This is a genomic window from Spongiactinospora sp. TRM90649 (assembly GCF_029382225.1).
Lineage (GTDB): Bacteria > Actinomycetota > Actinomycetes > Streptosporangiales > Streptosporangiaceae > Spongiactinospora.
Genome location: NZ_JARLTC010000032.1, coordinates 95,236 through 120,569 on the forward strand (window position 1 = coordinate 95,236; position 25,334 = coordinate 120,569).

The window sequence follows — 25,334 nt, forward strand, 5'->3', positions numbered from 1 at the left end:
ATTCAGGAGATCTTGAGCGAGTCGAGGACCTTCTCCACAACTGATGTGTCCAGATTGTCCGGAACCGACATGTAGAGCAGGGACGGCGGCTTGCCGTTCTCGCGATCGACCAGCACCACGGCGCCGCGCTCCTTGTTCCACTTCCAGTTCTGCCGCTTGGACTGCTCGGTGAAGTCCAGCTCGAACTCGACGACCCAGCCCTTCTTGCCGCCGACCTCCAGCGCCTTGTTGCGCAGGATCTTCGTCTTGTGCGGCGGCTCGTAGAAGTTCTTGAGGTAGAAGGCCGCCACGGTCTCGGTCGTCTTGCCGATGCCGTCGGGGCCCGTGTAGGGGAACGCGGGGTGCAGCTCGGCCGCGTAGATGTTGCCGACCCAGTCCTTCTCCGCCTCGTAGTTCTCCTGCGACATCGCCTGCACGCCGCTGGACCACTGCTGCTGGTTCGGGTTGCCGGGGTCGTTGAGCTCCTCGGGCACCGCCCAGTCGCCGCCGGGCACCGAGTAGGTGAAACCGGAACCGGGGTCGACGATCTCGCCGTTCCGCGGCTGCGGGAGTTCGGTGGCCGTCGGCGTGGGTGTGGGGGTCGGCTCCACGGGAGTGGGGGTGGTCTCGGGGGCGGACGTCTCGACCGGGGCCGGCGACTCGTTCGCCACCGGACGCCCGGCGCCGTTGTTCACCACCACGATCACCGCGATGATCGCGATGACCAGGGCCACCACGCCGCCGGCCGCGATCCACGGCCAGACCTTGCGCCGCGGGGGACGGCCGCCGCCGGGCTGCCCGAAGTCGGGGGAGGGGAGCTGCACGGTGGTGCCGTGCTGTGGATTCCACGGCTGCGACCACGGGCCGGTGCCGGGGGCGGGCGGGACGCGGTTCGTCGCGAAGTCCTGCTCGCCGTGGGAGTAGATCTGGGTGCCGCCCTGCGCCGGGCCCTGGGGAGGCCCCTGTGGAGGTGGGGCCGCGCCGTACGAGCCGCCGCCGTAGGGGGACTGGCCGCCGCTGAACGGCGGAGGCGCGCCCGGCCCCTGCGGCCCGCCCGGCTGCCCGGGGCCGAACTGCGACCCGCTCTGGGGACCCGTCTGCGGTGCCTGCTGCGGCCCGGTCGGCGGGCCCTGCTGCGGGTTGTGCTGGGGGCCGGAGTGCGGGCCGGTGCCGAAGCCCTGCTGAGGGCCGGTGGCCGGGCCCGGCTGTGGTGGCGATTCGAGCGCGTGGGTCGCGTCGGTCCACTGGTTCCCGTCCCACCACCGGAGATTCGGCGACCCGTAAGGGTCTGGGTACCAGCCTGCGGGGGTTTGCGTGGTCATGGCCGCCAGATTAGTAAGAAGGCGGGCGGCCGCGCAGTCGAGGCCGCTCCGGGTTTGCTCAGAGTCACCGGCATCGGTAGGTGAAGGTGGCCTTGTCCTCCCCCCGCTTGCCCGTCGTGACCGGGGACAGCACGCGGAGCGTGGCCGTGCCCTTGAAGGATCCTTCGCCCTTCACCGTCCACTTCAGGCTCACCGGATAGGAGGAGGTGCCGGAGCGCACCGTCTCGGTCTGCTCGATCGGCTTGTCCTGGTCGCTGCGCCGCCACTGGTAGCGGACCAGCCCGTCGGCCCCGTTGGTGGTGATCACGCCGTTGATGGTCACCGTGGTGTCGCAGCCCTGCGTCTTCTTCGGCGCCTTGACGTCCACGCCCTCCACCGCGAGCGCCGGGCCGCCGCTGAGCTGCAGCCAGGCCAGTACGGCGGCCACGATCACCAGCGCGGTCACCGCGGCCGACAGCGCCGCCTTGCGGCGTCTCTTGTTCGCCGCCACCCGCTGCGGGCTGCGGCGGTCGTCGGCGTGGACGGTCTGCTGCCCGGACTGCCAGATCTGCTCGGCCGTGTTGCGCGCGGGGACGCCCGGCCCGAACCGGACGTCGCCCCTGCCCGCGGTGTCGGCGCGCTGCGCGGCGGAGTCGGCGGTGCCCGCCGTGGCCGGGCCGGTCGTCGGAGCAGGGGCCGGAGTGGGTATCGGCGTGGGGATCGGAGTGGGCACGTGCAGCAGCGTGACGATCTCGCCCTCGTCGCGCCCGACGTCGTCGGCCCCCGCGTACGGCGGGCCGGTCACCGCCGCCGGCACCTGGTCGCGGCGCCAGCGGCGCACGGCCTCCACCAGCCGGTCCCTGCCGACGTAACCGCCGGGCAGGTTCTCGCGCCCGTTGAGCAGGGCGTCGCGGGCCGCGGCCAGCCCGAGCGTGGTCGCGGTGGCGGCGGCCTGTTCGAGCAGCGCCGCGCCGGGCGTCGCACGGCCCGCCCAGGCCGCCGCCAGGCCGCGCGCCAGGGAGGCCCAGGCGGTGACGTCGCGGTCGGGCGCTGGTGACCTGCCGCGCAGGGCGTCGGCGAGGCCGCGTTCGGCCAGCAGCGTCGCGCCGTCCTCGCCGATCACCAGCGTGCCCGGCTGCAGCGCGCCGTGCGCCAGGCCCGCCGCGTGCACGGCGAGCAGCGTCTGCGCCGACTCCACCAGCACCGCCGCCGCGCCGGCGGCGTCCGGGCCCGCGCCCTGGCCGCCCGTGGTCTCCAGCAGGTCGGTGAGCGTCGGGACGGCCGGGTGCCCGGCGATCAGCCACACCTCGTCGTCGGCGGCGACCAGGTCGAGCAGCGGCATCAGGCCGCCCAGGCCGCCGGCGACCAGGCGCTGGTCGGAGGTGACCACGGTGACCAGTCGCTGCCGGGCCCAGCCCGCGGCGACCAGGCCGGTGTCGAACCGCAGGACGCTCACCTGCCGCCCGTCCGGGGCGACGGCCTCCCGCCAGGTACCGACGTCGCCCGGGCGTCCGCGCCCGGCCGGACGGTATCCGGCGATCTCACCCCTGTGCGTGCTCATCGCCGCGTCCCCTCGGATTTTCCCTGCGCCTTCGGTGGCCGTCCGCGTCGTGCCGCCGGTGGCGGCTCGTCTCTACCGCCGCCTCCGGTGCCGTCCAGCCACACCTCGCTTCACCGCCAGTGTGACCGGAACCGCGCCGGACGTCACGAGGCCGAAGAGGAGGAGCCCGGCCGGGAGCTTGACGAGACCGGAGTCGTAGGAGGTGAGCGTCGGCTCACCGGACGGCTCCCCGCCACCGTTCGACGGCTCCTGCCCGGTGCCCTCGCCGCCGTCGCTGGGCGTACGGGTCGGCACCGTCCGAGTGGGACTCGGGCGGGTGGTGGTCGGACGGGTCGCGGTCGGCGACACGGGGGGAGTCCGCGTCGGCGTGTGCTCGGGGTTGTCCGGGTTGGAGCTGACCGACGGGTCGTTGGTCGGCTCCGGGTCCTCGCTCGGCGCCCTGGTGGGCCTCTTGGTCGGCTTGCCCGTCGGCTTCGGCTTGGGGCTCGGCCGCTTGGTCTTGGTGGGCTTCACCGTCGGCTTCGGGACGGCCGGCCGCGTGCCGGGCACCGTGGGCACGGCCGGCGCGACACTCACGGTCGGCGTCGGGTCCGGCTCCTTGGTGGGTTCCTCGCTGACCTCTTCGGTAGGCTCCGCCGTCGTCTCCTCCGCCGTGGGCGGGCTCGCGACCGGGGTCACCTCGGCGGTGGGGGAGACCGAGGACCCCTGGGCCTGCAACCGGGGATCGTCGTCCCCGGACCCGTTGATCAGGAAGATCGTCACGATGCCGATCACCGAGATGCAGCCGATGCCCACGGCGAGCTTGAGCCCGAGCTTGCGCAGCGGCGCGTCGCCGATCCGGGGCGCGAGGTCGGACGAGCCGGAGTCGGGGCTCTTGCCACTCCTGCCGCCCCGGCCGCCCTTGCCGTCGCCGAGCACGGTCTCGGCGAGCGAGGTGTCGAACTCGGGAACCTGCTCGGCCATCGGGAACTGCAGCGCCAGCAGGCCCGCGAGGGTCGCCAGCCGGCGGCGGCCCTTGTTCTCCCAGTCGGCCCCGTAGGCGCCGGTCGCGACCGCTTCGAGCTCGGTGAGGAACGCGGCGGCCGACGGTGGACGGTCGCCCGCCTGCTTGGCGAGGCCGCGCTGCAGCAGGCCCTGCAGGGCGGGCGGGACCTCCTCCACGGGAGGCGGCATGGTCTGGTGCTGGTGGGCCAGCGCGGCGGCGTTGGTGGCGCGGAACGGCCGGGTGCCGGTGAGGCACTCGAAGAACACCACCGTCGCGGCGTAGACGTCGGTGGTCGGCGCGGCGGGCGCACCCGCCCACTGCTCGGGCGCCATGTACGGCGGCGTTCCCGCCGGGTTCTCGCCCTCGCCGGAGCGGACGGCGATGCCGAAGTCCACCAGCTTGCTGGTGCCGTCGTCGCCGACGACCACGTTCTCCGGCTTGAAGTCGCGGTGCACGACCCCGGCCGCGTGGGCCGAGGCCAGGCCGAGCAGCGCGCCCTTGAGCACAGTGAGCGCCGCCTCCGCGCCGGTCGGGCCCTGGGAGCGGAGCAGCGCGCGCAGCGCCACGCCGTCCACCAGCTCCATGATGATCGCCGCGCCCTCGGCGCTTTCGACGTACTGGTAGAGCCGGGCCACCTGCGGGCTGTCCAGCGTCTCCAGCAGTCGGGCCTCGTGCCGGAACCTGGCGACGAACCCGATGTCCGACCAGAGTTCGTCGGAGAGGTACTTGATGGCGACCAGCACACCGTCGTCGTTGTGCCGCGCCATGACCACGCGCCCGGACGCACCTGAGCCGAGTTCGCGCAGTTCCGTGTAGCCGGGGACCTGCCAGGGTGACGGCATCCCGAACATGACGGTCTCCTTATGCCTGGGCCCCCACCCGGATAAAGACGGACGTAGCCTATTGAGCCGGGAGCCATTCTGGCACTGGAATTAGCTGATTATTTGCGGGAATGTCGCGAAGGTCACTCTGCGCTGTCGTCGCCGGTGGGGGTCTTGGGCGCCGGTTGCTCCGGTTCGGCGGTCGGCGGCTTCTTCTCCGAGGGCGGCTCGCTGGGCGGCGGGCACTTCGCGGTGACCCCGGAGAAGGTGGCCGCGCCGCTCGCCGCGCCCGGCACGGTGACCGCCACGACCCGCCACGCCGTGCCGCAGGCGACCTCTCCCAGCGGGAACGCGAACGAGCGGGAGTAGGACTCCGCGCCCGCGAGCGCGGCCGTGCGGACCACGGCGCGCTCACCGGCGGTCAGCGTCACCCGCAGCCGGACCGGCCCGGAGCCCTCGGTCGCCACCCGGACCAGCGCCAGGCCCCTGCCGTTCGGGGAGACCGAGGCGCGCGCCACCTCGACGCTCCGCACGCGGGTCGGGCACGTCACGCGGACCTGGGCGGTCGCGGTCCGGCCGCCCGCGGCGACCCGCAGGCCGACCACCGAGCCGCAGGGCCGCTCGCCGAACGTGTAGGTGATCCGCCTGGCGTAGGAGGTGCCGCCGCTCAGCACCGCGCGCCGGGTGGCCACGGTACGGCCCGCCACCAGGACCTCGGTGCGCAGCGTCAGCTCCGACCCGTTCGTCGCGGTCAGGTCCACCTGGGCCTGGAGGGTACGGCCGGGCGCGCGTCCCAGGGACGCCCAGGCGATCCGCAGCTCGGTGACCGTGGCGGGCGGCTCCGTCGTCGGTGTGACAGACGGTGTGACGGATGGTGTGACAGACGGCGTGACGGTCGGGGTGGTGGTCGGAGGCGTCTTGGTGGGCGATGGCGACGGAGACGATGAGGGCGGGGTGGCCGGGGGCTTCGTCGTCGCCGTGGGCGTCGCGGGCCCGGTCCCCCCGGTGGTCGCCGTCGGCAGAGTCGTGGGACCGGTACCACCGGTCTCCTCGTCCGTGCCGGTGACACTGGGCACGGACGCGGGCAGGGTCGGTGTGGAGGTCGCCTCCGCGGGCCCGGTCACCGGTGTGGTGGCGGGGCTCTCCGGAGGCAGGCTCAGCAGCCCGGCCGGGCTCGGGACGGCCGAGCCGCCCGACGGCGCCGCCGCCACCACGTCGATCTTCTTGGGATCCCGGTCGGCCGCGAGCACCCAGGTGGTCACCCCCGCCGCGACGATCGCGGCGGCGGCCCCCGCGGCCACGCGCGTGCCGTTGCGGCGCGCGCCGCGCGCCAGGCCGTCCAGCACGGTGCGGAACAGTGAGGTGCCTCCGGCGGGCGGCGCGGGCTCGCCCGCGGGGGCCGGCAGCGCGAACAGCGCGGCCAGTTCGGCCAGCCGCCTCCTGCCGTGCGTCTCCCAGTCGGCGCCATAGGCGGCGCGGGCCGTCCGCTCCAGGTCGGCCACGAACGCCGCCGCGCTCGGGGGCCGCCTGGCGGGGTCCTTGGCCAGGCCCCTGGTCACCAGGTCGCGCACCGGCTCGGGCACGTCGCCGAGCGGCACGGGCGCGTGCTCGTGCTGGAACCTCAGCACCACCGAGGCGGTGGCCTGGAACGGCCGGTGCCCGGTCAGGCACTCGTAGAAGACGGTGGTGGCCGCGTATACGTCCGCCGCTGCGCCGGCGTGCCCGCCCTCCCACTGCTCGGGGGCCATGTACGGCGGGGTCCCCGCCGGGGCGCCGTCGTCGCCCGATCGCACGGCGATGCCGAAGTCCACCAGCTTGCTCGTGCCCTCGCCGGTGACCAGGACGTTCTCCGGCTTGTAGTCGCGGTGGACGAGCCCGGCCGCGTGCGCCGAGGCCAGGCCAAGCAGCGAGCCCTTGAGCACGGTCAGCGCCGCCTGCGGCCCGGTGGCGCCGTGCTCGCGCAGGATCGCGCGCAGCGAGACGCCGTCCACCAGCTCCATCACGATGGCCGCGCCGCCGTCGGCCTGGAAGTACTCGTAGAGCCTGGCGATGTTCGGCTCCCCGTGCAGCCCGAACAGCAGCCGGGCCTCCTCCTGGAAGCGGTCAAGGAATCCCGGCTCGCCGCGCAGGCTCTCGGCCAGGTACTTGATCGCCACCCTGGTGCCCGACCGGTCGTGGACGGCGAGCACGACCCTCCCCCCGCCGCCCGAACCGAGCGTCCGGACCTCGGTGTACCCGGGCACGTGCCATCCGCCGTCAGTCGCCATGACCGACCTCCAGTCGCGCGGCGAAACTGGGGTTCCGCTATTTCAGACGCCTGAATCGCGCGACCGGTTGGCGGGAGTATCAGGTTGTTCGCGGAGTAACGCCAATAGGAGTACGTTCCGTAACGTGTGGTGGCGGTGTGTACCGTCCAGCCGTCTCCTCGTCGGGCTCCGGCTCACCCCACACCATGCGGGCCGGGAGCACTCCCGCCCAGATCGGCAGGGCGTGGTCCTCCAGGTCGTCGATCGGCGGCCCCGTGCGCGTCTTCACCGACGCCTCCGCCAGCGGGACGGCCAGCACCCCGGTCGCGGCCAGCTCCTTGCGGGTGGGAGGCCGCGCCGTGTCCCACTGGCCCGGGGCGAGCTGCTCGGCCAGCGCCCGCAGCCCGGCCAGGTGCTCGTCCGGGTCGTCCACGACGCGGGCCGTGCCGTAGATCATCGCCGACCGGTAGTTCGCCGAGTGGTGGAAGATCGAGCGGGCCAGCACGATCCCGTCCAGGTGCGTCACGGTCACGCAGACCGGGGAGCCCGTGGCGACGCGCAGCGACCGCGCGCCCGTCGAGCCGTGCAGATAGAGGGTGTCGCCGATACGCCCGTAGCCGGTCGGCACCACCATCGGCGCGCCGTCCCAGACGACGCCGAGGTGGCAGATCACTCCGGCGTCGAGCACGGCGTAGAGCTCTTCCCGGTCGGTCAGCCCGCGTTCCTTGTTGCGCTTCAGGGTGGTGCGGACGGTGGACGACAGTGGTGAGGACATGCCTCTAAGGTGCCGGAAAGTGGACTGGGATAATACATCCACTATGCGGGAATTAGTGGAGACCACTTCACGTCCGGCGGCCGATCTGCCGCTGGCACTCGAACGGGACTCGGCGGTCTCCATGGCGGCCCAGCTCGGCGACCAGTTGCGCGCCGCGATGCGGTCGCGGACGCTGCCGGCGGGGGAGCGCCTGCCCTCGACCAGGGGGCTGGCCGCCCGGCTCGGCGTGAGCCGTACCGTGGTGACCGAGGCGTACCAGCAACTCTACGCCGAGGGCTGGCTGGAAGGACGCCACGGCTCCGGCACCTACGTGGCCGACCTCCCGGCGCGGGCCGGCGGCCACCCGGCCGGTCTCAGGCACGACGAGCCGGGCGGCGGCGCCGAACCGGAGGCGGAGGAGCCCGGCGCGCCCGAGGGGGCGATCGACCTGCGTCCGGGGTCCCCGTGGGTGCGCGACTACGACCACGCCGCCTGGCGCCGCGCCTGGCGCAAGGCCGCCGACCTGCCGCCGCGCGCCAACCCCGACCCGTACGGCCTGCCGCGCCTGCGCGACGCGCTCGCCACGCACCTGCGCCGGACCAGGGCGGTGCTCTCCGACCCCGGCGGCGTGCTCGTCACCCGGGGCACCGGCAACGGCCTGGACCTGGTCGCCGCCACCGTGCTGCGCCCCGGCGACCGCGTTGGCGTCGAGGAGCCCGGATACAGCAAGGCGCGCAACATCTTCACCGCCCGGGGCGCGCGGATCGTGCCCTGCCCGGTGGACGAGGACGGCCTCATCGTGGACGACCTCCCGGACGACCTGCGCCTGATCCACACCACCCCCGCCCACCAGTTCCCCACCGGCGGCCGGATGCCGATCTCCCGCCGGGAGCGCCTGGTCGCCTGGGCCCGCAGGACCGGCGCGCTGATCGTCGAGGACGACTACGACGCCGAGTTCCGCTACGACGTCGCGCCGCTGCCCGCCCTGCACGGCCTGGACCCGGAGTCCGTGGTGCTGCTCGGCACGCTGTCGAAGTCGCTGGCCCCCGACATCGGGGTGGGCTGGCTGCTGGCCGGCCGGTCCCTGCTCGACGCCGTCGCGCGGACCCGGATCCGGCTCGTGGACCGTACCTCGGGCCCGGTGCAGGCCGCCGTGGCGGTGCTGATGGAGCGCGGCGACCTCGACCGTCACCTGCGGCGCATGCGCCTGGAGTACGCGCGCAGGCGCGCCGCGATCGTGGAGAGCCTGGGCCCGCTGGTGCGGGGCGACACCGCCGGGCTGCACGTCATGGTGGAACTGCCGGAGGGCCTCGCCCCGCGCGTCGCCCGGGACGCGGTCGAGCGCGGCGTGCTGCTCGACACCACCGTGCGCCACCACCACGGGCCCGTCCGCGTGCACGGCCTGGTCCTCGGGTACGGCTCGGCCACGCTGTCCGACGTCAGGAAGGGCTGCGCGGTGATCGCCGGGCTGATCGGTGACAGCGGTACCAGAATCACGTTCTAATGGGACCATGAGCATCCCCGGCATCGACTGGCCAGGGCTGGCCGGATGGATGGCCACCGCCGTCCCCTCGGTGGGCAGGCCGCTCTCGGCCGCCCTGATCGCCGGAGGGCGGTCGAACCTCACCTACGTGGTCGAGACCGCCGAGGGGCGCCTGGTGCTCCGCCGTCCGCCGCTCGGGCACGTGCTGCCCACCGCGCACGACATGCGGCGCGAATGGACCGTGATCTCCGCCCTGGCCGCCACCGACGTGCCGGTCCCCGGTCCCGTGGCGTTCTGCGCGGACGAGGACGTGATCGGCGCGCCCTTCTACCTGATGCGGCACGTGGACGGCGTGGCCGTGCGCGGCCCCGCCCAGGCCGACGGCACGACCCCGCCCCAGGTCCGCAGGCTGTCCGAACGGCTGGCCGAGGTCCTGGCCGCGATCCACGCGATCGACCACCGGGCCGCGGGTCTCGCCGGGTTCGGCCGTCCCGAGGGCTACCTGGCCCGCCAGCTCGACCGGTGGAACCAGCAGTGGGAGCGCTCGAACACCCGCGACGTGCCCGAGTACCACGGCCTCGCCGCCCGGCTGCGCGAGCGCCTGCCCGCCCGCTCGGCGACGGCCCTGCTGCACGGCGACTTCCGGCTGGACAACACCCTGGTGACCTTCGGCGCCGAACCGGAGATCGCCGCCGTGGTGGACTGGGAGATGTCCACTCTCGGCGACCCGCTGGCCGACCTCGGGCTCACCCTCGGCTACTGGCACGATCCCGGCGATCCGGACTCCGCCGTCGCCTCGATCACCGGGACGGCCACGCGGCTGCCCGGCTTCCTCGGCCCGCGCGAGTTCGCCGAGCACTATGCCAGGGTCTCCGGCGCCGACATCGATGACCTGGCCTTCTACACCGCCCTCGGGGCCTTCAAGCTCGCGGTGATCGCGGAGGGCATACACGCCAGGTTCCGCCAGGGTAAGACGGTGGGAGAGGGCTTCGAGGCGATCGGCGACGCCGTGCCCGCGCTGCTCGCCCGCGCCCACCGCGGGCTCGACGCCGACACATGGAAGGGACGTGGATGAGCGCCATCGCGTTGATCACGGGAGCGGCCAGCGGCATCGGCGCCGCGGTCGCCCGGCGGCTGGCCGCAGGGGGCGCGCGGTGCGTCCTGGTGGACGTGGACGCCGGCAACCTCGAACGCGTCGCCAAGGAGACCGGCTCGGCCTGGCTGGCGGGCGACGTCGCCGACCCCGAGACGTCGCGGCTGGCGGTGGCGCTGGCCGTCGACCGGTACGGCAGGCTCGACCTGGTCCACCTCAACGCCGGGATCTCCGGCTCGATGGGCCTGGACGACTTCGACCCCGTCCGCTACCAGCGGCTGGTCGAGATCAATGTGGACGGCGTGGTCTACGGCCTGACCGCGGCCGTCCCCGAACTGCGCCGCGACGGCGGGGCCATAGTGGTGACCTCCTCCCTGGCAGGCCTGGTCGCCTACGACGGCGACCCCTTCTACACGATGACCAAGCACGCGGTGATCGGCCTGGTCCGGGCCTTCGCCGGGCCGCTGGCGGCCGACGGCGTCAGGATCGCGGCGGTCTGCCCGGGATTCACCGACACCCCGCTGATCGGCGCGGCCAAGGAGACCTTCTCGGGAGCCGGGTTCCCGCTGCTGACCGCCGACGCCGTGGCCGCCGCCGTGGAGTCGGCCTTCTACTCGGAGGACGAGCCGGGGGCCGTGCTGGTGGTCCAGCCGGGACGCCCGCCGGTGCCGTACCGCTTCGCGGGGGTGCCGGGACCGGCCGGCGGGCAGCGCCCGCCCGACGTGCGCCGCTGACCGGCCCTCAGTCCTTCACGGGCTCGGCGGGCTCGGCGGGCTCGGCGGCCTTCTGATCCTTCTCCGGGGGAGCGGGGGCCGTATGGGACGCCGCGCCCGCCTTGGCCCTCCTCGCGCGCATCCACGGCCGGGTCACCAGCGCGCCGAGCGCCCCGGCGGAGGTGATCGAGGCGAGCGTGATGACCGCCCGCTGCATGGTGAACGTGCCGGTCATGTAGTAGCCGGCGGTGACCAGCATGCCCAGGGCCACGCTGATCGCGAACGTCAGCGCCGCGCTCTCCATGGCGTCACCGCTGTGGTCGCGCGGCCCGAGCAGCGGGCGCACCAGGGCCAGTACCGCCGCCCCCGGGCAGAGCAGCAGGAACAGCAGCGTCGCGGTGACGCGCACCGGCGACTCAGGAGCCAGCCCCGTCGCCGCCAGCGCCAGCCAGCCCGTCGTCGCGAGGAGCACCAGCGGCCAGCGGGCCCGCCTCGTCGCACGCATCAGTTCCCCGCCTTCGCCCGCTTGGGCAGCAGTTCGTACACCACGCCGCCGCCGTTGCGCAGCACCGCGCGGAACCGGTCGGAGGCGGCGATCTCCCGGTCGAGCCGGTCGATGGTCCCCTTGGGGAAGATCCCCGCCGTCTCCGTGGCCAGCCGCTGCGCGCGGTTCAGCACCAGATACGCCTTGGCCCCCGGCGGCGCCTGGCTCATCAGGTCGATCAGCGCGGGCCGCGGATCCTCCACGAACTCCGGCAGCGTCGGCACGTGGTCGGGGAGATCCGGGACGGCCGCGCGCGACGGCGGCAGCTCGTCCAGCCACACATGGTCGTAGCGCTCGTAGTAGTCGTAGGCGGCGGGCAGGAAGAACGTCGGGGCCACGATCAGCGAACGGTTCGGCGCGGTCCGCTGCAGCTCCCTGACCAGCAGCACCTCTTCCCTGGTGAAGTAGTTCGACTGCTCCTTGCCGTAGTTGCCGAAGAAGAAGCCGGTCACCATCAGCAGCAGGACCATCGGCAGGACCACCAGCCGCACCCACGCGCGGCGGGCGGGCAGGAACAGCGAGGCGGCCAGCATCGCGGTCAGCGGCAGCGCGAACAGGTAGACCCGGAAGATGATCTCCCCGCCGTAGCTGCCCCCGGCCAGGAACATCAGCGGCGCCACACCGATCATGACCAGCGGCAGCCCGGGACGGCGCAGCCACCGCCGTCGCACGAACGCCCCGCACATCGCCAGGATCCACAGCCCCACCGACAGCGCGCGGTCGGCGTAGGCGACGATCACCTGGCCGGGCGAGGCCGTGCCGAGCGCGATGAGCCCGGACTGCAGGTTGCCCCCCGCGTCGCCAAGCGACTCCATGATGTCGTTGAACCGGCTCTCCAGGACCTGCCAGGCGATCACGATGTCCCAGCCGCCCACGATGACGGCGGTGACCACGAGGATCCCCAGGTTCCGGTACCTGCGCAGCACGAACAGCGCGGCCAGCGAGCCCACCAGCATCAGCGGCGTGAGCTGGTGCGCCGACGTGATCGCCAGGATCGGCAGCAGCAGGATGAGCGTCCAGACCAGCCGGTCTCGGGTGGAGGTCATCGGCGGCGGCTCGGCGCCCAGCCCGTCGGAGTCGTCGCCCGCCCGGATCGGCCCTCGCCGGAACCTGCGGACCATCACCGCCAGGATGATCAGGTACAGCGCCAGGGTGGTGGCCTGGGGGGAGAAGTAGTCCTGCCCGACCCAGGAACACGAGAAGAACACCCAGACGCCGCCCCACAGGAGCTGGCGGTTGCGGGTCACCGTGCGGAACAGCAGCAGCAGCGGCAGCAGCGTGGCGATGTTGAAGACCAGCGGTCCCCAGCTCGCGATCGTCAGCGCGTCCGGCAGCCCCGCCATCTGCGTCATCGTGGCGAAGAAGGAGAAGAAGCCGGGCCACTGGTGGTACGCCGACAACGGGCCCGGGTTCGGGTCCGTCGCGCCGTGCCTGATCAGGTAGTCGATGACCGACACGTGCTTCCACGCCCAGGAGTAGCGCAGCGTGGGGTACAGCAGCGCGGGCGTGGCGTGCAGCACCGCGATCAGCACCAGCACGTAGCCCGCGTGCCACAGCTCCAGCGCGAACTTGTCGCTGAGCAGCGCGACGAAGCCGATCACCATGACCACGATCGCCGCCCAGAACGTGGCCGGTAAGACCGTGATGAGCCCCAGGTCGGTCATCCGGTCGAGGTGCACGTCGCGCAGCGAGAGCCCCCACAGGATGGTGGCCACCGGCAGCGCCGTGCGGGCCACGAACCAGGTGAGCGTGCTGGTCTGGCGGATCTCGTCGGTACGGGTGGACTGCAGGCGGCCGTTGAGGTAGCCCAGCGTGGTGGCCACCAGCGCGATGATCATCGCGACCAGCGACTTCCACGCCTTGACGTCGCCGGGGCCGGTGGCGGTGAGCGTACGGAAGATCGTCTTGGGCAGCGCGGCACGCACCGGGGCCAGATGCTCGGCGAGCGCCTCCCGGCCCTGCTCGCGCTGCCGGACGGCGGCCAGCGACTTGCCCTCAGCGGCGCACCTGGCCAGGAAGTAGCCGATCGCGCCGCGCCTGGACGGCAGCGCCACCCGGAGCGTCGCCGTCGCCTGGTGGACGATCGTGGCGTCGGGGGCCAGGTCGCGCAGGGCCAGCCGCAGCTCGGTCTTGGAACCGGCGGGCGGCTCGGCGAGCATGCCGCCCGCCTGGTGGTCCAGGCTCTCGGGGAAGCCGCCGGCGGCGAACAGGGTCTCGCGACGGAACGACAGGCCGGCGCCGTACAGGTCGTCGATCGGGCCGCCCTGCTCCGGCGCGCCCGTACAGGGCGCCCCGACCACCCAGCCCAGCTCGGGCGGGAACCACTTCGGCTTGCCAGCCTCCCACCGGATCGCCAGGTGACTGCGCACGGCCACCACGCCGGGGTCGGCGTACGCTTCGAGCAGCCGCTCGCTCCAGTCGGCCTCGGGCGTGGTCTCGTCGTCGAGGAACGCCACCACGTCGCCCCGGGCCACCGCCAGCGCCCGGTTCCGCGCGGCGGCACTACCCCGGGTCCCCTCGTGGTGCAGCACCCTCACATCGTCGAACTCGGCGGCGGACCAGGCGGCCAGCTCCACACTGTGGTCGATGACGAGGATCACCTCGTCGGGGGCGACCCGCTGCGCGCCGATCGCCTCCATCGTCGCCTGCAACCGCCCCCAAGCCTCACGCGCCCCGGCCACCACGACCACCGACAACGTCGGCACCCCGGCGGCGACCCCGTCCAGAACCGCGGTCCCGGCCACACCCTGCCGAGCAGCTTCGCCAGGACGCCTACCCCCCGCCCCATCGGCGCCGCCGTCACGCTCCCGGAAACCGCTCCCCCCAGACGCCGCCTTGCCCCCCCGGACAGGGGTGCTCCCGGGCGTCGCCTTGTTCCCCCGGACGGGGGTGCTGTGGTGGTCCGCGTTCGCGTCCCGAGCGGGGCCCTCGCGCCCTTCGTCGGCCCCCGGCCCGGTGGCGCTCGGCTTCCGCTCGCCGGTCCCCGGCATGGGGGGGCTCGCGGTTTCCCCGACGGTTCGCCGGACGGCGGCGCTGTCGTGTTCCTCTGTGTGGGGGCGGCCTTCGGTGTCCCTGGGCGTCTGGGCTTCCCATGTGGAGGCCTTGCGTGCCTCGCCGGTCTGGACGGGGCCGCTGTCGCGTTCCTTCGTGAGGTCGCGGCTCTCGGCGTCCGCCGGTGTCGTGTTGCCCGGCCGTGCGGGGGTGGGTGGCGGCTTTGGGAGGCGGAATACGGCGGTTGTGGAGTCGGCCTCTTCGGGGGCCGGGCGTCCTGGGGTGGGGCGGCGGAAGGCGGAGGCGGTGGGGGGCTCGTCGGGGGTCTCGCAGGGGGCGAAGGCGCCCTTGCCGGGGTGGCCCGGGGTGTCGCGGCCTGCGAAGGCGCCCTTGCCGGACGGCTCGGCGGGGAAGGTGATGGCCGGGAAGAAGGCGGTGTCGTCGTCGTTGTCGTCCGTGTCGTGGCCGGGGTCGCCGGACAGGGCGGCGGCGTCGGCCGCGCTGAACATCACGACCTCGCTCGCGGGCGGGGGCCCGTCCCCTTCGTCGCCCGTGCCCTCATCGTCTGAGTCGTCCCCATCGTCCGACTCGGCCACCACGACGACGCTGTCGTCGGGCGGGACGGTGCCCGCCGCGCGGAAGGCGACCACGCCGGACTCGGACTCGGCGTCGGCCAAGGCCGCGAGGTCGGAGAGGCGGATCACCTGGGTGTCGTCGGGATCGGAGGCCGGTTCGCCGGTCCCCGGGGCGGAGGGCGGGGAAGAGTCCTCGGGACGGGAGCCGGGCGGTCCGGGTACCCCGTCGGTGTTGCTGCCCGCCACTTTCACCCTTTCTCGGTCCGGCCACACGAAATGCCTGCCTGCGACTGTACTCGTCTTCGACGGCATCCCCCGCCAGACCGGGAGGTGAGCGTCAGGAGACCTTCTTCGGCAATTCCTGGTTCAGGTACGGATCCTTGCCGACCTTGCCGAAGGTGCCGAGCACCCCCGGCCCCTGCAACCGGAAGTCGCACCCCTGGGAGTCGACCGCGTTCCACTGCAGCACGGCCTTGATCCGCGGCAGCTTCTTGAGCACCTTCGGCACGTCGGCGTACCACCGCCCGCGCGCCTGGGGACGCTCGGGGTCGGACTCGGTGCCGTACTCGCTGATGATGAACGGCTTGTCACCGAACCCGTTCTTCACGAACCAGTCGTAGGCCGGCTTGACGGTCTCCTCGAAGTCCTGCCAGGCGGCGTCGCGGCACTGGGCGAAGTTGTACGGGTCGTAGCTGATCCAGTCCACGTACTTGTCGCCGGGGTAGAACGCCTTCCATTTGTGCTGGTAGTCCAGCCACCCGGTGACGCCCCAGACCCAGGCGACGTTGGTCACCCGCAGCTTTTTGAAACGGTCCACAATGTGCCGGTAGGCGGCGACGTACTCCGCGGGGGTGCCGCTGTCGCGCCGCAGTTCCATCTCGCCGTCGAAGCCGAGCAGCACCGGCTTGCCGTACGCCTTGATCCGCTTGGCCTGGCGGTCGATCACCGTCGAGTCGATCTCGCCGTCGGCGATGTCACGCCACGGGACGTTGCTCCCGGAGTCCCACTGCTCCGACTCCCAGCCGAGCAGCAGCAGGCGGTCGCGGCCGATCCGGGGCTCCTCGTCCCTGAGCATGTCGCCGTTCTCGGTCCGGGACATGTCGTGGTAGGTGAACACCACGTCGAACTTCCGGCCGACGCCGTCCTCCAGCGCCTCCAGCGGTTCGAGCAGGCTGCCGTCGCTCGGCGGCACGTAGACGCCGAACCACGTGCCGCAGGCGGGCCCGGTCACGAGGACGGGGGCGGCGGCGCAATCCTTGGCGGGGACGGCGGCGGGCCGCTCGGGCTTGCCCTGCTGGGCGGGGACGGACGGCGCCTCGCGCTCGTCGGCGGCGAGCCACTGGCCGGTGTCGGCGTTCGCGTACAGCGCGCCGCCTCCGGCGAGCAGCGCCGCGACCGCGGCGATCGGGGGCCACACGCGCCTGCCGCTCCTGCCGGGCGCGTGGGGGGATGCGAGCCTACGTCGGCCAGGCGGCATGTGGAGCTCCGTGTTGTTCCAGCGGGTGTTGCGAAGATCGTAGAAGTTTAAAGTGATTCGTATAAAGAAGGGGTATCTACCGGCGAACGGCTGGAACAAGTCCGCGTAGCACGGGCAGCGCGCGCCGGGCCTGCAGCGGGTCCACGGGGAGGGCGTGGCGCGTCCACCAGCGGGCGATGTCGGGGGTGGGGCCGGGGTCGGCGACGGCGGGGCCGAAGTCGTCGTCCAGCGGCGGGGTGTACAGGCAGGTGGTGATCACGCCGCGGCGCTCCAGGGCCTCACGTGCGGCGTCGCGGTCGGCCACCAGCAGCGGGACGCGGAACAGCGGCTGGTCGGCGAAGCGCGCGACCCCCTCCGCGACCGTGGGCAGCCCGCTCAGCAGCCGCATGCCGTCGAGCCGGCGACGCCGCGCGCCCGCGCTGTCGATCATGCGGACCCGCCGGGCGACGGAGCCGCGCAGCAGCCCGCCGTGCGCGGCGCGGTATCCGTGCCCGCCGACGGACATCCACCGGTCGAAGCGGGCCAGGTCGTTCTCCCCGGCGGCCGGAGCGGCCGCCGCCGCCTCCGCGAGGTCGCGCACCCGGGACTCGTCGTGCTCGTGCGGCACCTCGATGCGCAGCGCCCGCGCCGCCCGCCAGGCGGGCCCGCTGAGCCGCAGCGCGAACACCGCGTCGCGGACCACGGGGGCGAGTACGGCGGGCAGTTCGCGCCCGGTGGCGGGCGCGGTGAGCAGTTCGTCGCGGACCTTCGCCAGCCGGTCGGCGAGCGCGTCGTCGGCCAGCGCGAGCAGGCCGCCGCCCCCGGCCCTGGGGTGCTTGGCCAGGCTGAAGACGCCGGCGTCGCCGAAGGTGCCGACGTGCCGTCCGCCCACTTCGGTCTGGAAGGCGTGGGCGCAGTCCTCGACCAGCACGACGCCCCGGCGCTCGCACTCGGCGGCGAGCCGCTCGATGTCGCCGGGCAGGCCGTACAGGTGGGTGGCCAGGACGGCGCCGACGCCGTCCCAGTTCACCGCGCCGACGTCGATGGTGCCGTCGGCGGGGGAGACGGGGGCCATCACGGGGCGCAGCCCGGCGGCGACGGCGGCGAACAGCACGGTCTCGCAGTTGACGGGGGACATCAGCACGTGCGAGCCGCGCGGCACCAGGCCGGTGAACGCGAGGTAGAGGCCGAGGCGGGCGGAGGGGACGTACAGGCAGTGGCGGCCGATGCGCCGCTCGGTGGGCAGGGTCACCGGGGCGTCCTCTGCCATCGTCGGATTCATTTCGGCGGACCCTCCATACGCTGACCACGTTGTACCCTCAGCCAGGGTAGATCCCTTTGCAAAACGCTCGTGTCACGCATTGTCGTGATGTTCAGAAGGAATGGTTGTCTAATGGGAGAGTCTGGCGCCCAGTCGTGGCCGGAGATCGGCGTCGTCGTGTGCACCCGCGGTGACCGCCCTGAGATGATCAGGGAGACGATCAAGGGAATCACCGAGCAGGACTATCCCGGCAGGGTCACCACCATGATCGTCTTCGACGGGTCGGAGCCGGACGCCTCGCTGGCCTCCGACGACGCCGCCCGTCCGGTCCGGCTCACCACCAACGCCCGCACCCGCGGCCTGCCGGGCGCGCGCAACAGCGGCATCCTCGCCCTCGGCGACGCGGTGACCTGGGTGGGCTTCTGCGACGACGACGACACGTGGCTGCCCACCAAGCTGACCGCGCAGATCGAGGCCGTCCGCGAGCACCCCGACGCCACGTTCTGCACCGTCGGCTCGCAGATCGTGCACGCCGACTGGACCAGGCACATCCACCTGGAGAAGGCGCGCGTCCCCTTCGCCGACCTCCTGGACGGCCGGCAGCCCGCCATGCACCCCTCCGGCTTCCTCGGCCGCCGCGACGCCCTCACCGGCACCGCCATCGGCCTGTTCTCCGAGGTCATCCCCAAGGGCTACGGCGAGGACTACGAGATGCTCCTGCGCGCCGCCAAGAGCGCCCCGATCGTCCACGTCGCCGACCCCCACCTGCTCGTCCGCATGCACGCCCAGTCCCACTTCGCCGGGCGCTGGGACGTGATCGCCGAGGCCCTGCAGTGGCTGCTCGACCGCTACCCGGAGATCCGCACCTCACGCCGGGGCTTCTCGCGGCTGGCCGGGCAGGTCGCGTTCACCCGCGTGGCGGTGGGCCGCCGGGGCGAGGCGCTGCGCTGGGCGCTACGCGCTTTTCTGACCGACCCCAGGGAGGTCAGATCGTACGGCGTCGCCGCCGTCGCCGTGCTGCGCCTGAGCCCCACGTGGGTCGTGCGCACGATGGAGGCGCGTGGGCTCGGCGCTCCCTGACCGCCCGGCGGGCGGGGCCGAGGGGAACGCCGCGTAGGCGGCCAGCAGCGCCGCGTACGGCGCCGCCAGCGCCAGCACGGTGCCCAGCGGGATCTCCACGGCCCCCGTCGCCGCCGGTACGGCCAGCGGCACGCAAGCCAGCGCCAGCACGCCCGCCGTCCGGCCGGACAGCCCGGCGCGGGCACGACGCAGCGCCCCGGCCCCGCAGACGACCGCCACCGCGGCGGTGACCCCGAGCAGCGTCATCGGGGCCGCCTCCCCCCGGGCGGGCGGCAGAGCGTGCGCCAGGCTCACCGCGAGCGCGGCCAGCGCGCCGATGACGACCGGCCAGCCGCCCGGCCACTGGCCTGGCAGCCGCCGCGCGGAAACCAGCGAGAGTGCGGCGGCCAGCATGCCCACCGGCCCGAACGGGTGCAGCGCCGCCGCCGCCACCGCGAGCCCGGTCAGCAGCAGCGAGACCGACACCAGGTCCAGCGTGGCGATCGCGCCCACCGGCCCGCCGGGTTCCCCCCGCACGAGCCACCGGGTCACCACCGCCGCCCACAGCACGTGTGCGAGCACGAGGAGTTGCAGCGCGGGTGAGGCCGGGGCCAGCGCCCAATGGGCCGCCACGAACAGCGTCAGGGCCAGGGAGACGGCCCTGGGGGACGCGCCCAGCCGCCTGAAGAGCATCGCAAGCGCGGGCAGGCAGGCCAGGCAGACCGCCGGGGCCACCCACCGGGCCAGGCTCTCCGCGCCGGGCAGCCCGAGCGCCGCCGCCAGCAGGTTCATCGCGCCCGGCGAACCGGTCGCGGCGGCGGGCGGCCTGGGCAGCGCGACGTGCAGCACGCCCGCCAGGACCAGCGCGGGCGACCAGCGGAGCACGAAGAGCACGGCGGGGGAGGGCGCCCGGCGCCCGCCGTTGACGATTCCGCGCAGGCCGGGCAGCACGGCCAGGGCCACCAGCGTCTGACTGCCGAGGATCGCCATGCCCACGCCGGTGATCCCGTACGTGGGCAGCAGCACCTGCGTGCCGCCGATGGCCATGGCCGCCATCGACGCCTGGACCACGACGATCGTGCGCGCCCTGCGCAGCGCCCGCAGCGCGCCCAGGTACAGCTCCACGATCGCCCGGGGCAGCGCGGCCAGCGCGATCAGCCGCATCAGGTCGGTGGCGTTCTCGGCGTAGCCGCCGCCGTAGAGCATCAGCGCGACGGGGGCGAACAGGGCGGCGCCCAGCACCAGCGGCGTGAGGATCAGGAACGTGCGGCGCAGCGCCTGGCGGCAGTTCTCGCCGAGCCTGGCCGAATCGAACGCCCCCTCGACGGTCAGCGAGGAGGCCATCGTGTAGCTCAGCATCTCCAGCATCGCGCCGAGCGTGATCGTCAGGCCGTAGTAGGCGTTCATTTCCTGCGAGACCTGCGCCGCGACCAGCACCGGAAGCCCGTAGTTCAGCAGCAGCGTGAAGATCGAGCCGGTGTAGTCGCCCATCAGGAAGCGACCGATCTGGCGGACGGTGAGGTTCCTGCCCACGCCGGTCCGCTTGGCGTGCTCGGGCACCAGCCTGCGGAAGATCAGGAAGTTCACCCACACCGCGACGGCGAGCCCCGGCGCGATCCAGGCCAGGAAGACCGCCCACGACGACACCTCCCCACCGGAGGAGACGAGCACGGCCGCGCCGACCAGGACCCCGAACCTGATGATCCAGAAGATCAGGTTGGCGATCGGCACCAGAGGCGCGCGCCGCAGCGCGGTGAGCACCACGTCCTGGAGCGTGCAGAGGCACCAGACGACCACCATGGCGGTGAAGACCACGCCCGCGCCCCACCCGGACAGCAGGCCGTAGGTGGCTCCCCAGCGGTCCAGGGTGAGTAAGAAGACCAGGCAGCCGGCCACCGCGAGGACCGCGCCGACCACGTAGACGAGCAGCACGAACTGACCGGCCCTGCGGCCGGTCTGCGGGAGGAACCGGGTCAGCGTGCCGACGAACCCGAACGAGGTGATGGCGGCCAGCAGTCGCATGGCCGCCAGGATCGCCAGCGCGACGCCGACGTCCTTCTCGGCGAAGACGCGGGCGGTGACCGCCCAGTAGGCCAGGCCGATGATCGCGCCCGCGCCCGCGTTGAGCATCAGGGCGTAGGCGCTGCGCAGCAGCGGGTCGTTGAGATCGGAGGGCAACCGGCTCCGCAGCCGGGCCCCGAGCCCGCCTGCGCGGTGACCGGGGCCTTCGGCGGAGCGGCTGCGATCAGTCACCGTGTGCTACCTGGCGTACCGCATATCTGGTTCTCCTGACCATCGCGTACCCCTTGGTCAGTGCTCGTTCCCGGAGATAGATCAGCGGAACCGTCCGGCCCTCGACGGCTCTGGCGAACCTGGTCATCCCCATGTTCCAGCCGACCGTCAGCCGGGGCACGGCCAGCACGTCGTGCCGGTCGGTGGCGATCCCGTTGCCGACCGCGCAGGCCGCCCAGTAGCCCGCCTTGCGGACCTCCCTGCGGACCCGGGCGCTGGAATACCCGAACGGGTAGGCCATGGTCGCGACGGGGGTGCCGATCCGGTCCTCCAGCAGCGCCTTGTTCCGCTTCAGCTCCTGCCGGAGCTCGGCGATCGGCAACTGGTCGAGCTGCGGATGGCTGTGGCTGTGGCCGCCGATCTCGATGCCGCAGGACGCGACCTCGGCCGCCTGGCCGTAGCTCAGCATGGTGTCCAGCGGGCGTCCGGCGGCGTCGGCGCCCGCGTCGCGCATCCAGCCGCTGGTCAGGAAGATCGTGGCGGGCACGCCGAGACGCGTCAGCACGGGCAGCGCCTCGGCGTGGAAGTCGGCGTAGCCGTCGTCGAACGTCACCACGATCGGCTTGCCGGGGAGCTCCCGGCCGCCGCTGTTGTGCACGGCCGCGACCAGGTCGCCCAGGGTGAGCGGGGTGAAGCCGCGCTCCTTGACGTAGGAGAGCTGCTCGGCGAACGCCGAAGGGCGGACGGCCAGCGACCGCGTCTCCGGCCTGGGCCGGTCGGTTACCGAGTGGTACATCAGGATCGGCACGCGGATCACGACCCGCCTCCCCTCAGCTTGAGCCGTGCGGTGCCCAGCGCGTATCCCCAGGTGGTCCAGGCCAGGCCGATCACGATCGCGCCGGCGCGGCCCAGCCCGGCGAGGTCGCCGCGCAGCGCGTCGCCCAGCCCGCGCAGCACGCCGAGCGGCAGCGTCCTGGTGGCGTACGAGCGCTCGCTGGAGAGCCCGTCGCCGGCCCCGACGCTGGCGGCGACCAGGGCCTTGGAGAGTCCCTCGGCATAGCACCGGGACCGCAGGTAGGCCAGCCGGGACCGCTGGGCGGAGACCTTGTGCCCGATCACGGCGCCGGGCTCGAAGAGGATCACCGATCCGGGGCGCCGCTGGGACAGCCGGATGCAGAACTCGGTCTCCTCGCAGCCCAGCGGACGGCTCTTGCGGCCCTGCACGCTGCGGCCGATCCCGGAGGAGAAGCCTCCCACCCCGGTCACGGCCTCCCTGCGGAAGGCCGCGTTGCCGCCCATCACGTTGCGGACGCGCGCGCGCCGCTCGGGCATGCCCCGATAGGTGCAGCCCACCGTCCAGTCGAACTCGCGGGGGAACCACCGGGGGCGGCTCCCGGCCGCCCACAGTGGTTCGGTGCGCCCGCCCACGCCGACGGTCGCCGGATCCTGGAAGCCCTCCTCCAAAGCCTCCAGCCATCCGGGGTCCGCCACCGCGTCGTCGTCCAGGTAGGCCACGATGTCACCGGTCGCGATCTCCGCGCCGGTGTTCTTGCCGCCTGAGAGCCCGCGCTCGTGGCCGTTCTCCACGACGACGGCGTCCGGGTATTCGCGCTTCAGCGCGAGCTGCAGATCCGGATTGTGGTCCACGACCAGGATCAGCTCGTGCGGCCCTCGCCGCTGACCCTCGACGGACGCGACCGCCTCACGGATGTCGTCCCAACGTTCCTCCGTGTAGACGCAGATGACAACGCTGACGTCCATGGCCCTTACGCCGCGCCCTGGTCGGCGGCCGGCGCGGCGGCGGGCTCGGCGGCGGGCTCCGGCGGGCGGCGGCGCCACTCGCGCAGGATCGTCCTGAGCACCCGGATGCCGTCCCGGGTGACCCTCAGGTTGCTGGTCCCGTGCAGGCGGACCCGCTCGTGGCTGGGCACCTCGTGGACGCGCAGCCCGGCCCGGTGGGCGCGGATGTTCATCAGCGTCTCGACCTCGAAGCCGTCGCAGTCCACGCCGATCACGTCGAGGTGACGGGCCCAGAAGGCGTTGTAGCCGTAGCAGAGGTCGCTGTAGCGGGAGCCGTAGATCATGTTGACCAGCCGGGTCAGCACCTTGTTGCCGAGCTGCCGGTTGTAGGTCAGGTCGTCGCTGCCGCCGCCGTTCAGGAAACGCGACCCCTTGACGAAGTCGGCTCCGGTGACGAGCGCGCCGACGAACTGGATGATCTCCCGCCCGTCGGTCGAGCCGTCGGCGTCGATCATCACGATGATGTCGCCGGTGCAGGCGGCGAAGCCGGCGGCCAGGGCGTCGCCCTTGCCCTTGCCGCGCTGGGTGACGATGCGCACGTTCGGGCGCAGCCGCCGGGCGACCGCGACCGTGTCGTCGACGGAGTTGCCGTCCACGAGCACGATCTCGTCGATCCAGTGCGGCAGCGTCGCGAAGACGTGCGGCAGGTTCTCCGCCTCGTTCAGCGCGGGGACCACCACGCTGACGGTCGGGGATATGGCCAGGTGCGGGGTGAGAGGTGTGAAGCGCTCGGCCGGTGGCACGGACCGCAGCGGGGTCACGTGCGCGTGGCCGTTGTGCTTGATGGTCTCGGGACTCATGGTCAGTGGTGTCCTTCCGGGCGGTGGGTCGCGGGCGCCGACTGCCAGGGGGAACCGGGGCGCGCGAGCGAGCCGACCAGTGGGAATGGTGAATTACGTGAGTGGCGCATGACAGTCCTGGGGCTGCTGGTTTTTTGAGGGTGCGGTGAGGTGCGTGTGATGAGGGATACCGCCCGCCGGGAACGCCTAACGCGATCCCGACGGTTCGCCGGGTTGCTGTGACCGACGTCCTGTGCGCAGCCGGCCGGCGACCTTCAGCGCACGATCCGCGAGCCGGTACAACTCCGGCCGGTCGGTCACGATCGTTCTGGCCTTGTTCACCGGGGTCCTGCCGATCCAGTGGATCGCGGAGGCGGCGGAGGGCCGGGAGATCCGCCCTTCCGCGACCAGCAGGACGCCGCTCTTCAACCAGTCCTTGTACTCCCGGCCGCCCTTGCCCATGTCCACCTGACGCAGACCGGCCCGCGCGGCGTGCTCCGCCATCAGCAGGTGGTGCACGATGCCCGGCGAGTAGCGGGCGTATTCCGGGTCATAGGCGGGAAACCAGCCGACCAGCGAGGTGGCGGTGCGCAGCCCTAGGTGGCCCGCCACGGGCACGTCGCCTGCGTAGAGCATGGTGAGCACCCCGGCGAAGCCGGGCGTCTCGGCGGCGTGCATCTCCTCGGTCAGCCGGACTATCCACGGCTGGGCGAACCTGTCCACACGGCCGGTCCTGCGGTACTGGTCGGACTTCCAGTCCAGCAGGGTGCGCAGCACGGCGGGGTCGGGGGACGCCCATTCCAGGCGGACGTCGCCGTGCTCGCGGCCGAGCTTGCGCTCCTTGTAGCGGACGGTCTTGTAGTTCTTGGGCGAGTTGGCGCGCACCCGCTCGGCGTAGGCGTCGAAGCCGTCGCTCAGGTCCATCACGGGGGCCGGCCGCACGTCGGACTCGAATCTGGCGAACGTGGGCTGACCGGCGACCATGTGGTCGAAGTCGAGGACGCTGAGGCGGCAGGCGCGCAGCAGCTCGCGGGCGTCGAGCTTCAGCTCGGGCACGGAGATCAGGCCGTGGCAGGTGGTCAGGAAGCCGCCGAGCGGCTTGCCGATGCCGAAGCCGTGGCGCTCGAACGGGAAGAAGCCGACGATCCGGCCGTCCTGCTCGATGACGGCGACCCGGACGTACTCCTGCAGGCGGCCCATGGCCTGGGCGAACTCCACTGACAGGAAAGCGTTGTCCAGGCTGGGATCGGCCTGCTGGAGTTCACGCCAGCGGGCGACCTCTGAGGGGCCGAGGTCCGCCGGGCGAGCGATCGTGATCTGCGTGCTCACCGTGACCCCACTCCCTCTTCTACGCGAACGCTCGGATTGTGCAGGACGCGCAGGACGTACAAGAAGCCTCCGAGCGCCGCGATCGTTGCGACCGCCGCACGCGGGGACCATGCATCCCAAACCAGCATGGCCTGTGCAAGAAGAACATTTATTACGAGACTTGCGGCTCCGCCGAAAATTAACGCCGCAACGGGGTCACGATCACGCAACAGTCCTGCGGCCGCGACGGCTGGGACCACCAAAAGGTACAGAGGGGTCAAGACCAGGCGGAGTGGTGTGTCGATGTCGGCCAGTGCGATCGCTGCGCCGGTGGCGCACGCGAGCCACAGCGCCCACGTGACTACTCCCCGGAACGTGCGCATCAGAAGGCTC

Annotated in this window: 17 protein-coding genes; 4 read left to right on the top strand and 13 right to left on the bottom strand. The window is 72.9% G+C overall.

What is annotated here, in order from left to right:
• Nucleotides 1–2: 2 nt before the first annotated feature.
• The 5 genes from P3X83_RS32010 to P3X83_RS32030 form a co-directional block, all read right to left on the bottom strand.
• Nucleotides 3–1,301, bottom strand: a complete 1,299-nt coding sequence (locus tag P3X83_RS32010) for a DUF2510 domain-containing protein (RefSeq protein ID WP_277309032.1) — start codon at nt 1,299–1,301, stop codon at nt 3–5.
• 64 nt (nt 1,302–1,365) lie between these two features.
• Nucleotides 1,366–2,841 carry a hypothetical protein gene (locus P3X83_RS32015; protein ID WP_277309033.1) on the bottom strand — a complete coding sequence of 492 codons (1,476 nt, stop codon included), beginning with the start codon at nt 2,839–2,841 and terminating at the stop codon, nt 1,366–1,368.
• Between the two features lie 72 nt (nt 2,842–2,913).
• The gene (locus P3X83_RS32020) at nt 2,914–4,677 is read right to left on the bottom strand and encodes a serine/threonine protein kinase (protein WP_277309034.1); all 1,764 of its coding nucleotides are present in this window, start codon (nt 4,675–4,677) and stop codon (nt 2,914–2,916) included.
• A gap of 113 nt (nt 4,678–4,790) precedes the next feature.
• Nucleotides 4,791–6,914: a serine/threonine-protein kinase gene (locus P3X83_RS32025; RefSeq protein WP_277309035.1), complete on the bottom strand. Its 2,124-nt coding sequence runs from the start codon at nt 6,912–6,914 to the stop codon at nt 4,791–4,793.
• A 79-nt stretch (nt 6,915–6,993) separates the two neighbouring features.
• A complete protein-coding gene (locus tag P3X83_RS32030; RefSeq protein ID WP_277309036.1) occupies nt 6,994–7,668 on the bottom strand; it encodes a pyridoxamine 5'-phosphate oxidase family protein in 675 nt (224 codons plus the stop codon).
• 43 nt (nt 7,669–7,711) lie between these two features.
• Here P3X83_RS32030 and P3X83_RS32035 point away from each other — a divergent pair, with 43 nt between their 5' ends.
• Genes P3X83_RS32035 through P3X83_RS32045 form a run of 3 tightly spaced genes read left to right on the top strand, consistent with a single transcriptional unit; the run spans nt 7,712 to nt 10,957 of the window.
• Nucleotides 7,712–9,151, top strand: a complete 1,440-nt coding sequence (locus P3X83_RS32035; RefSeq protein ID WP_277309037.1) for a PLP-dependent aminotransferase family protein — start codon at nt 7,712–7,714, stop codon at nt 9,149–9,151.
• 7 nt (nt 9,152–9,158) lie between these two features.
• Nucleotides 9,159–10,205, top strand: coding sequence for a phosphotransferase family protein (locus P3X83_RS32040; protein WP_277309038.1), 1,047 nt, complete (start codon nt 9,159–9,161; stop codon nt 10,203–10,205).
• On the top strand, nt 10,202–10,957 hold the full coding sequence (locus P3X83_RS32045; protein WP_277309039.1) for an SDR family NAD(P)-dependent oxidoreductase: 756 nt from the start codon (nt 10,202–10,204) through the stop codon (nt 10,955–10,957). The genes P3X83_RS32040 and P3X83_RS32045 overlap by 4 nt, the downstream gene beginning before the upstream one ends.
• A 7-nt stretch (nt 10,958–10,964) precedes the next feature.
• On the opposite strand, the gene P3X83_RS32050 is transcribed toward P3X83_RS32045, so the two are convergent.
• The 4 genes from P3X83_RS32050 to P3X83_RS32065 form a co-directional block, all read right to left on the bottom strand.
• Nucleotides 10,965–11,441, bottom strand: a complete 477-nt coding sequence (locus tag P3X83_RS32050) for a DUF1616 domain-containing protein (RefSeq protein ID WP_277309040.1) — start codon at nt 11,439–11,441, stop codon at nt 10,965–10,967.
• Nucleotides 11,441–15,292, bottom strand: a complete 3,852-nt coding sequence (locus P3X83_RS32055) for a glycosyltransferase family 2 protein (protein WP_277309041.1) — start codon at nt 15,290–15,292, stop codon at nt 11,441–11,443. Before P3X83_RS32055 ends, P3X83_RS32050 begins: the two co-directional genes overlap by 1 nt.
• A 91-nt stretch (nt 15,293–15,383) precedes the next feature.
• Nucleotides 15,384–16,463, bottom strand: a complete 1,080-nt coding sequence (locus P3X83_RS32060; protein ID WP_277309042.1) for a glycosyl hydrolase — start codon at nt 16,461–16,463, stop codon at nt 15,384–15,386.
• Between the two features lie 136 nt (nt 16,464–16,599).
• Nucleotides 16,600–17,772, bottom strand: a complete 1,173-nt coding sequence (locus P3X83_RS32065) for a DegT/DnrJ/EryC1/StrS family aminotransferase (RefSeq protein WP_277309043.1) — start codon at nt 17,770–17,772, stop codon at nt 16,600–16,602.
• A 123-nt stretch (nt 17,773–17,895) separates the two neighbouring features.
• Here P3X83_RS32065 and P3X83_RS32070 point away from each other — a divergent pair, with 123 nt between their 5' ends.
• A complete protein-coding gene (locus P3X83_RS32070; protein WP_277309044.1) occupies nt 17,896–18,843 on the top strand; it encodes a glycosyltransferase family 2 protein in 948 nt (315 codons plus the stop codon).
• Between the two features lie 2,224 nt (nt 18,844–21,067).
• On the opposite strand, the gene P3X83_RS32075 is transcribed toward P3X83_RS32070, so the two are convergent.
• The 4 genes from P3X83_RS32075 to P3X83_RS32090 form a co-directional block, all read right to left on the bottom strand.
• Nucleotides 21,068–21,871: a polysaccharide deacetylase family protein gene (locus P3X83_RS32075; RefSeq protein WP_277309045.1), complete on the bottom strand. Its 804-nt coding sequence runs from the start codon at nt 21,869–21,871 to the stop codon at nt 21,068–21,070.
• The gene (locus P3X83_RS32080) at nt 21,868–22,815 is read right to left on the bottom strand and encodes a glycosyltransferase family 2 protein (protein ID WP_277309046.1); all 948 of its coding nucleotides are present in this window, start codon (nt 22,813–22,815) and stop codon (nt 21,868–21,870) included. Before P3X83_RS32080 ends, P3X83_RS32075 begins: the two co-directional genes overlap by 4 nt.
• A gap of 5 nt (nt 22,816–22,820) precedes the next feature.
• Complete coding sequence (locus P3X83_RS32085; protein ID WP_277309047.1) at nt 22,821–23,654, bottom strand: glycosyltransferase family 2 protein; 834 nt, start codon at nt 23,652–23,654, stop codon at nt 22,821–22,823.
• A 186-nt stretch (nt 23,655–23,840) separates the two neighbouring features.
• On the bottom strand, nt 23,841–24,962 hold the full coding sequence (locus P3X83_RS32090; protein ID WP_277309048.1) for a GNAT family N-acetyltransferase: 1,122 nt from the start codon (nt 24,960–24,962) through the stop codon (nt 23,841–23,843).
• Nucleotides 24,963–25,334 lie beyond the last annotated feature (372 nt).

Coding starts and splice junctions, on each gene's coding strand:
- P3X83_RS32065 (WP_277309043.1), bottom strand. CDS start 17,772: ATGGCAGAGGACGCCCCGGTGACCCTGCCCACCGAGCGGCGCATCGGC.
- P3X83_RS32040 (WP_277309038.1), top strand. CDS start 9,159: ATGAGCATCCCCGGCATCGACTGGCCAGGGCTGGCCGGATGGATGGCC.
- P3X83_RS32050 (WP_277309040.1), bottom strand. CDS start 11,441: ATGCGTGCGACGAGGCGGGCCCGCTGGCCGCTGGTGCTCCTCGCGACG.
- P3X83_RS32020 (WP_277309034.1), bottom strand. CDS start 4,677: ATGTTCGGGATGCCGTCACCCTGGCAGGTCCCCGGCTACACGGAACTG.
- P3X83_RS32030 (WP_277309036.1), bottom strand. CDS start 7,668: ATGTCCTCACCACTGTCGTCCACCGTCCGCACCACCCTGAAGCGCAAC.
- P3X83_RS32015 (WP_277309033.1), bottom strand. CDS start 2,841: ATGAGCACGCACAGGGGTGAGATCGCCGGATACCGTCCGGCCGGGCGC.
- P3X83_RS32045 (WP_277309039.1), top strand. CDS start 10,202: ATGAGCGCCATCGCGTTGATCACGGGAGCGGCCAGCGGCATCGGCGCC.
- P3X83_RS32035 (WP_277309037.1), top strand. CDS start 7,712: ATGCGGGAATTAGTGGAGACCACTTCACGTCCGGCGGCCGATCTGCCG.
- P3X83_RS32070 (WP_277309044.1), top strand. CDS start 17,896: ATGGGAGAGTCTGGCGCCCAGTCGTGGCCGGAGATCGGCGTCGTCGTG.
- P3X83_RS32025 (WP_277309035.1), bottom strand. CDS start 6,914: ATGGCGACTGACGGCGGATGGCACGTGCCCGGGTACACCGAGGTCCGG.
- P3X83_RS32080 (WP_277309046.1), bottom strand. CDS start 22,815: ATGGACGTCAGCGTTGTCATCTGCGTCTACACGGAGGAACGTTGGGAC.
- P3X83_RS32085 (WP_277309047.1), bottom strand. CDS start 23,654: ATGAGTCCCGAGACCATCAAGCACAACGGCCACGCGCACGTGACCCCG.
- P3X83_RS32010 (WP_277309032.1), bottom strand. CDS start 1,301: ATGACCACGCAAACCCCCGCAGGCTGGTACCCAGACCCTTACGGGTCG.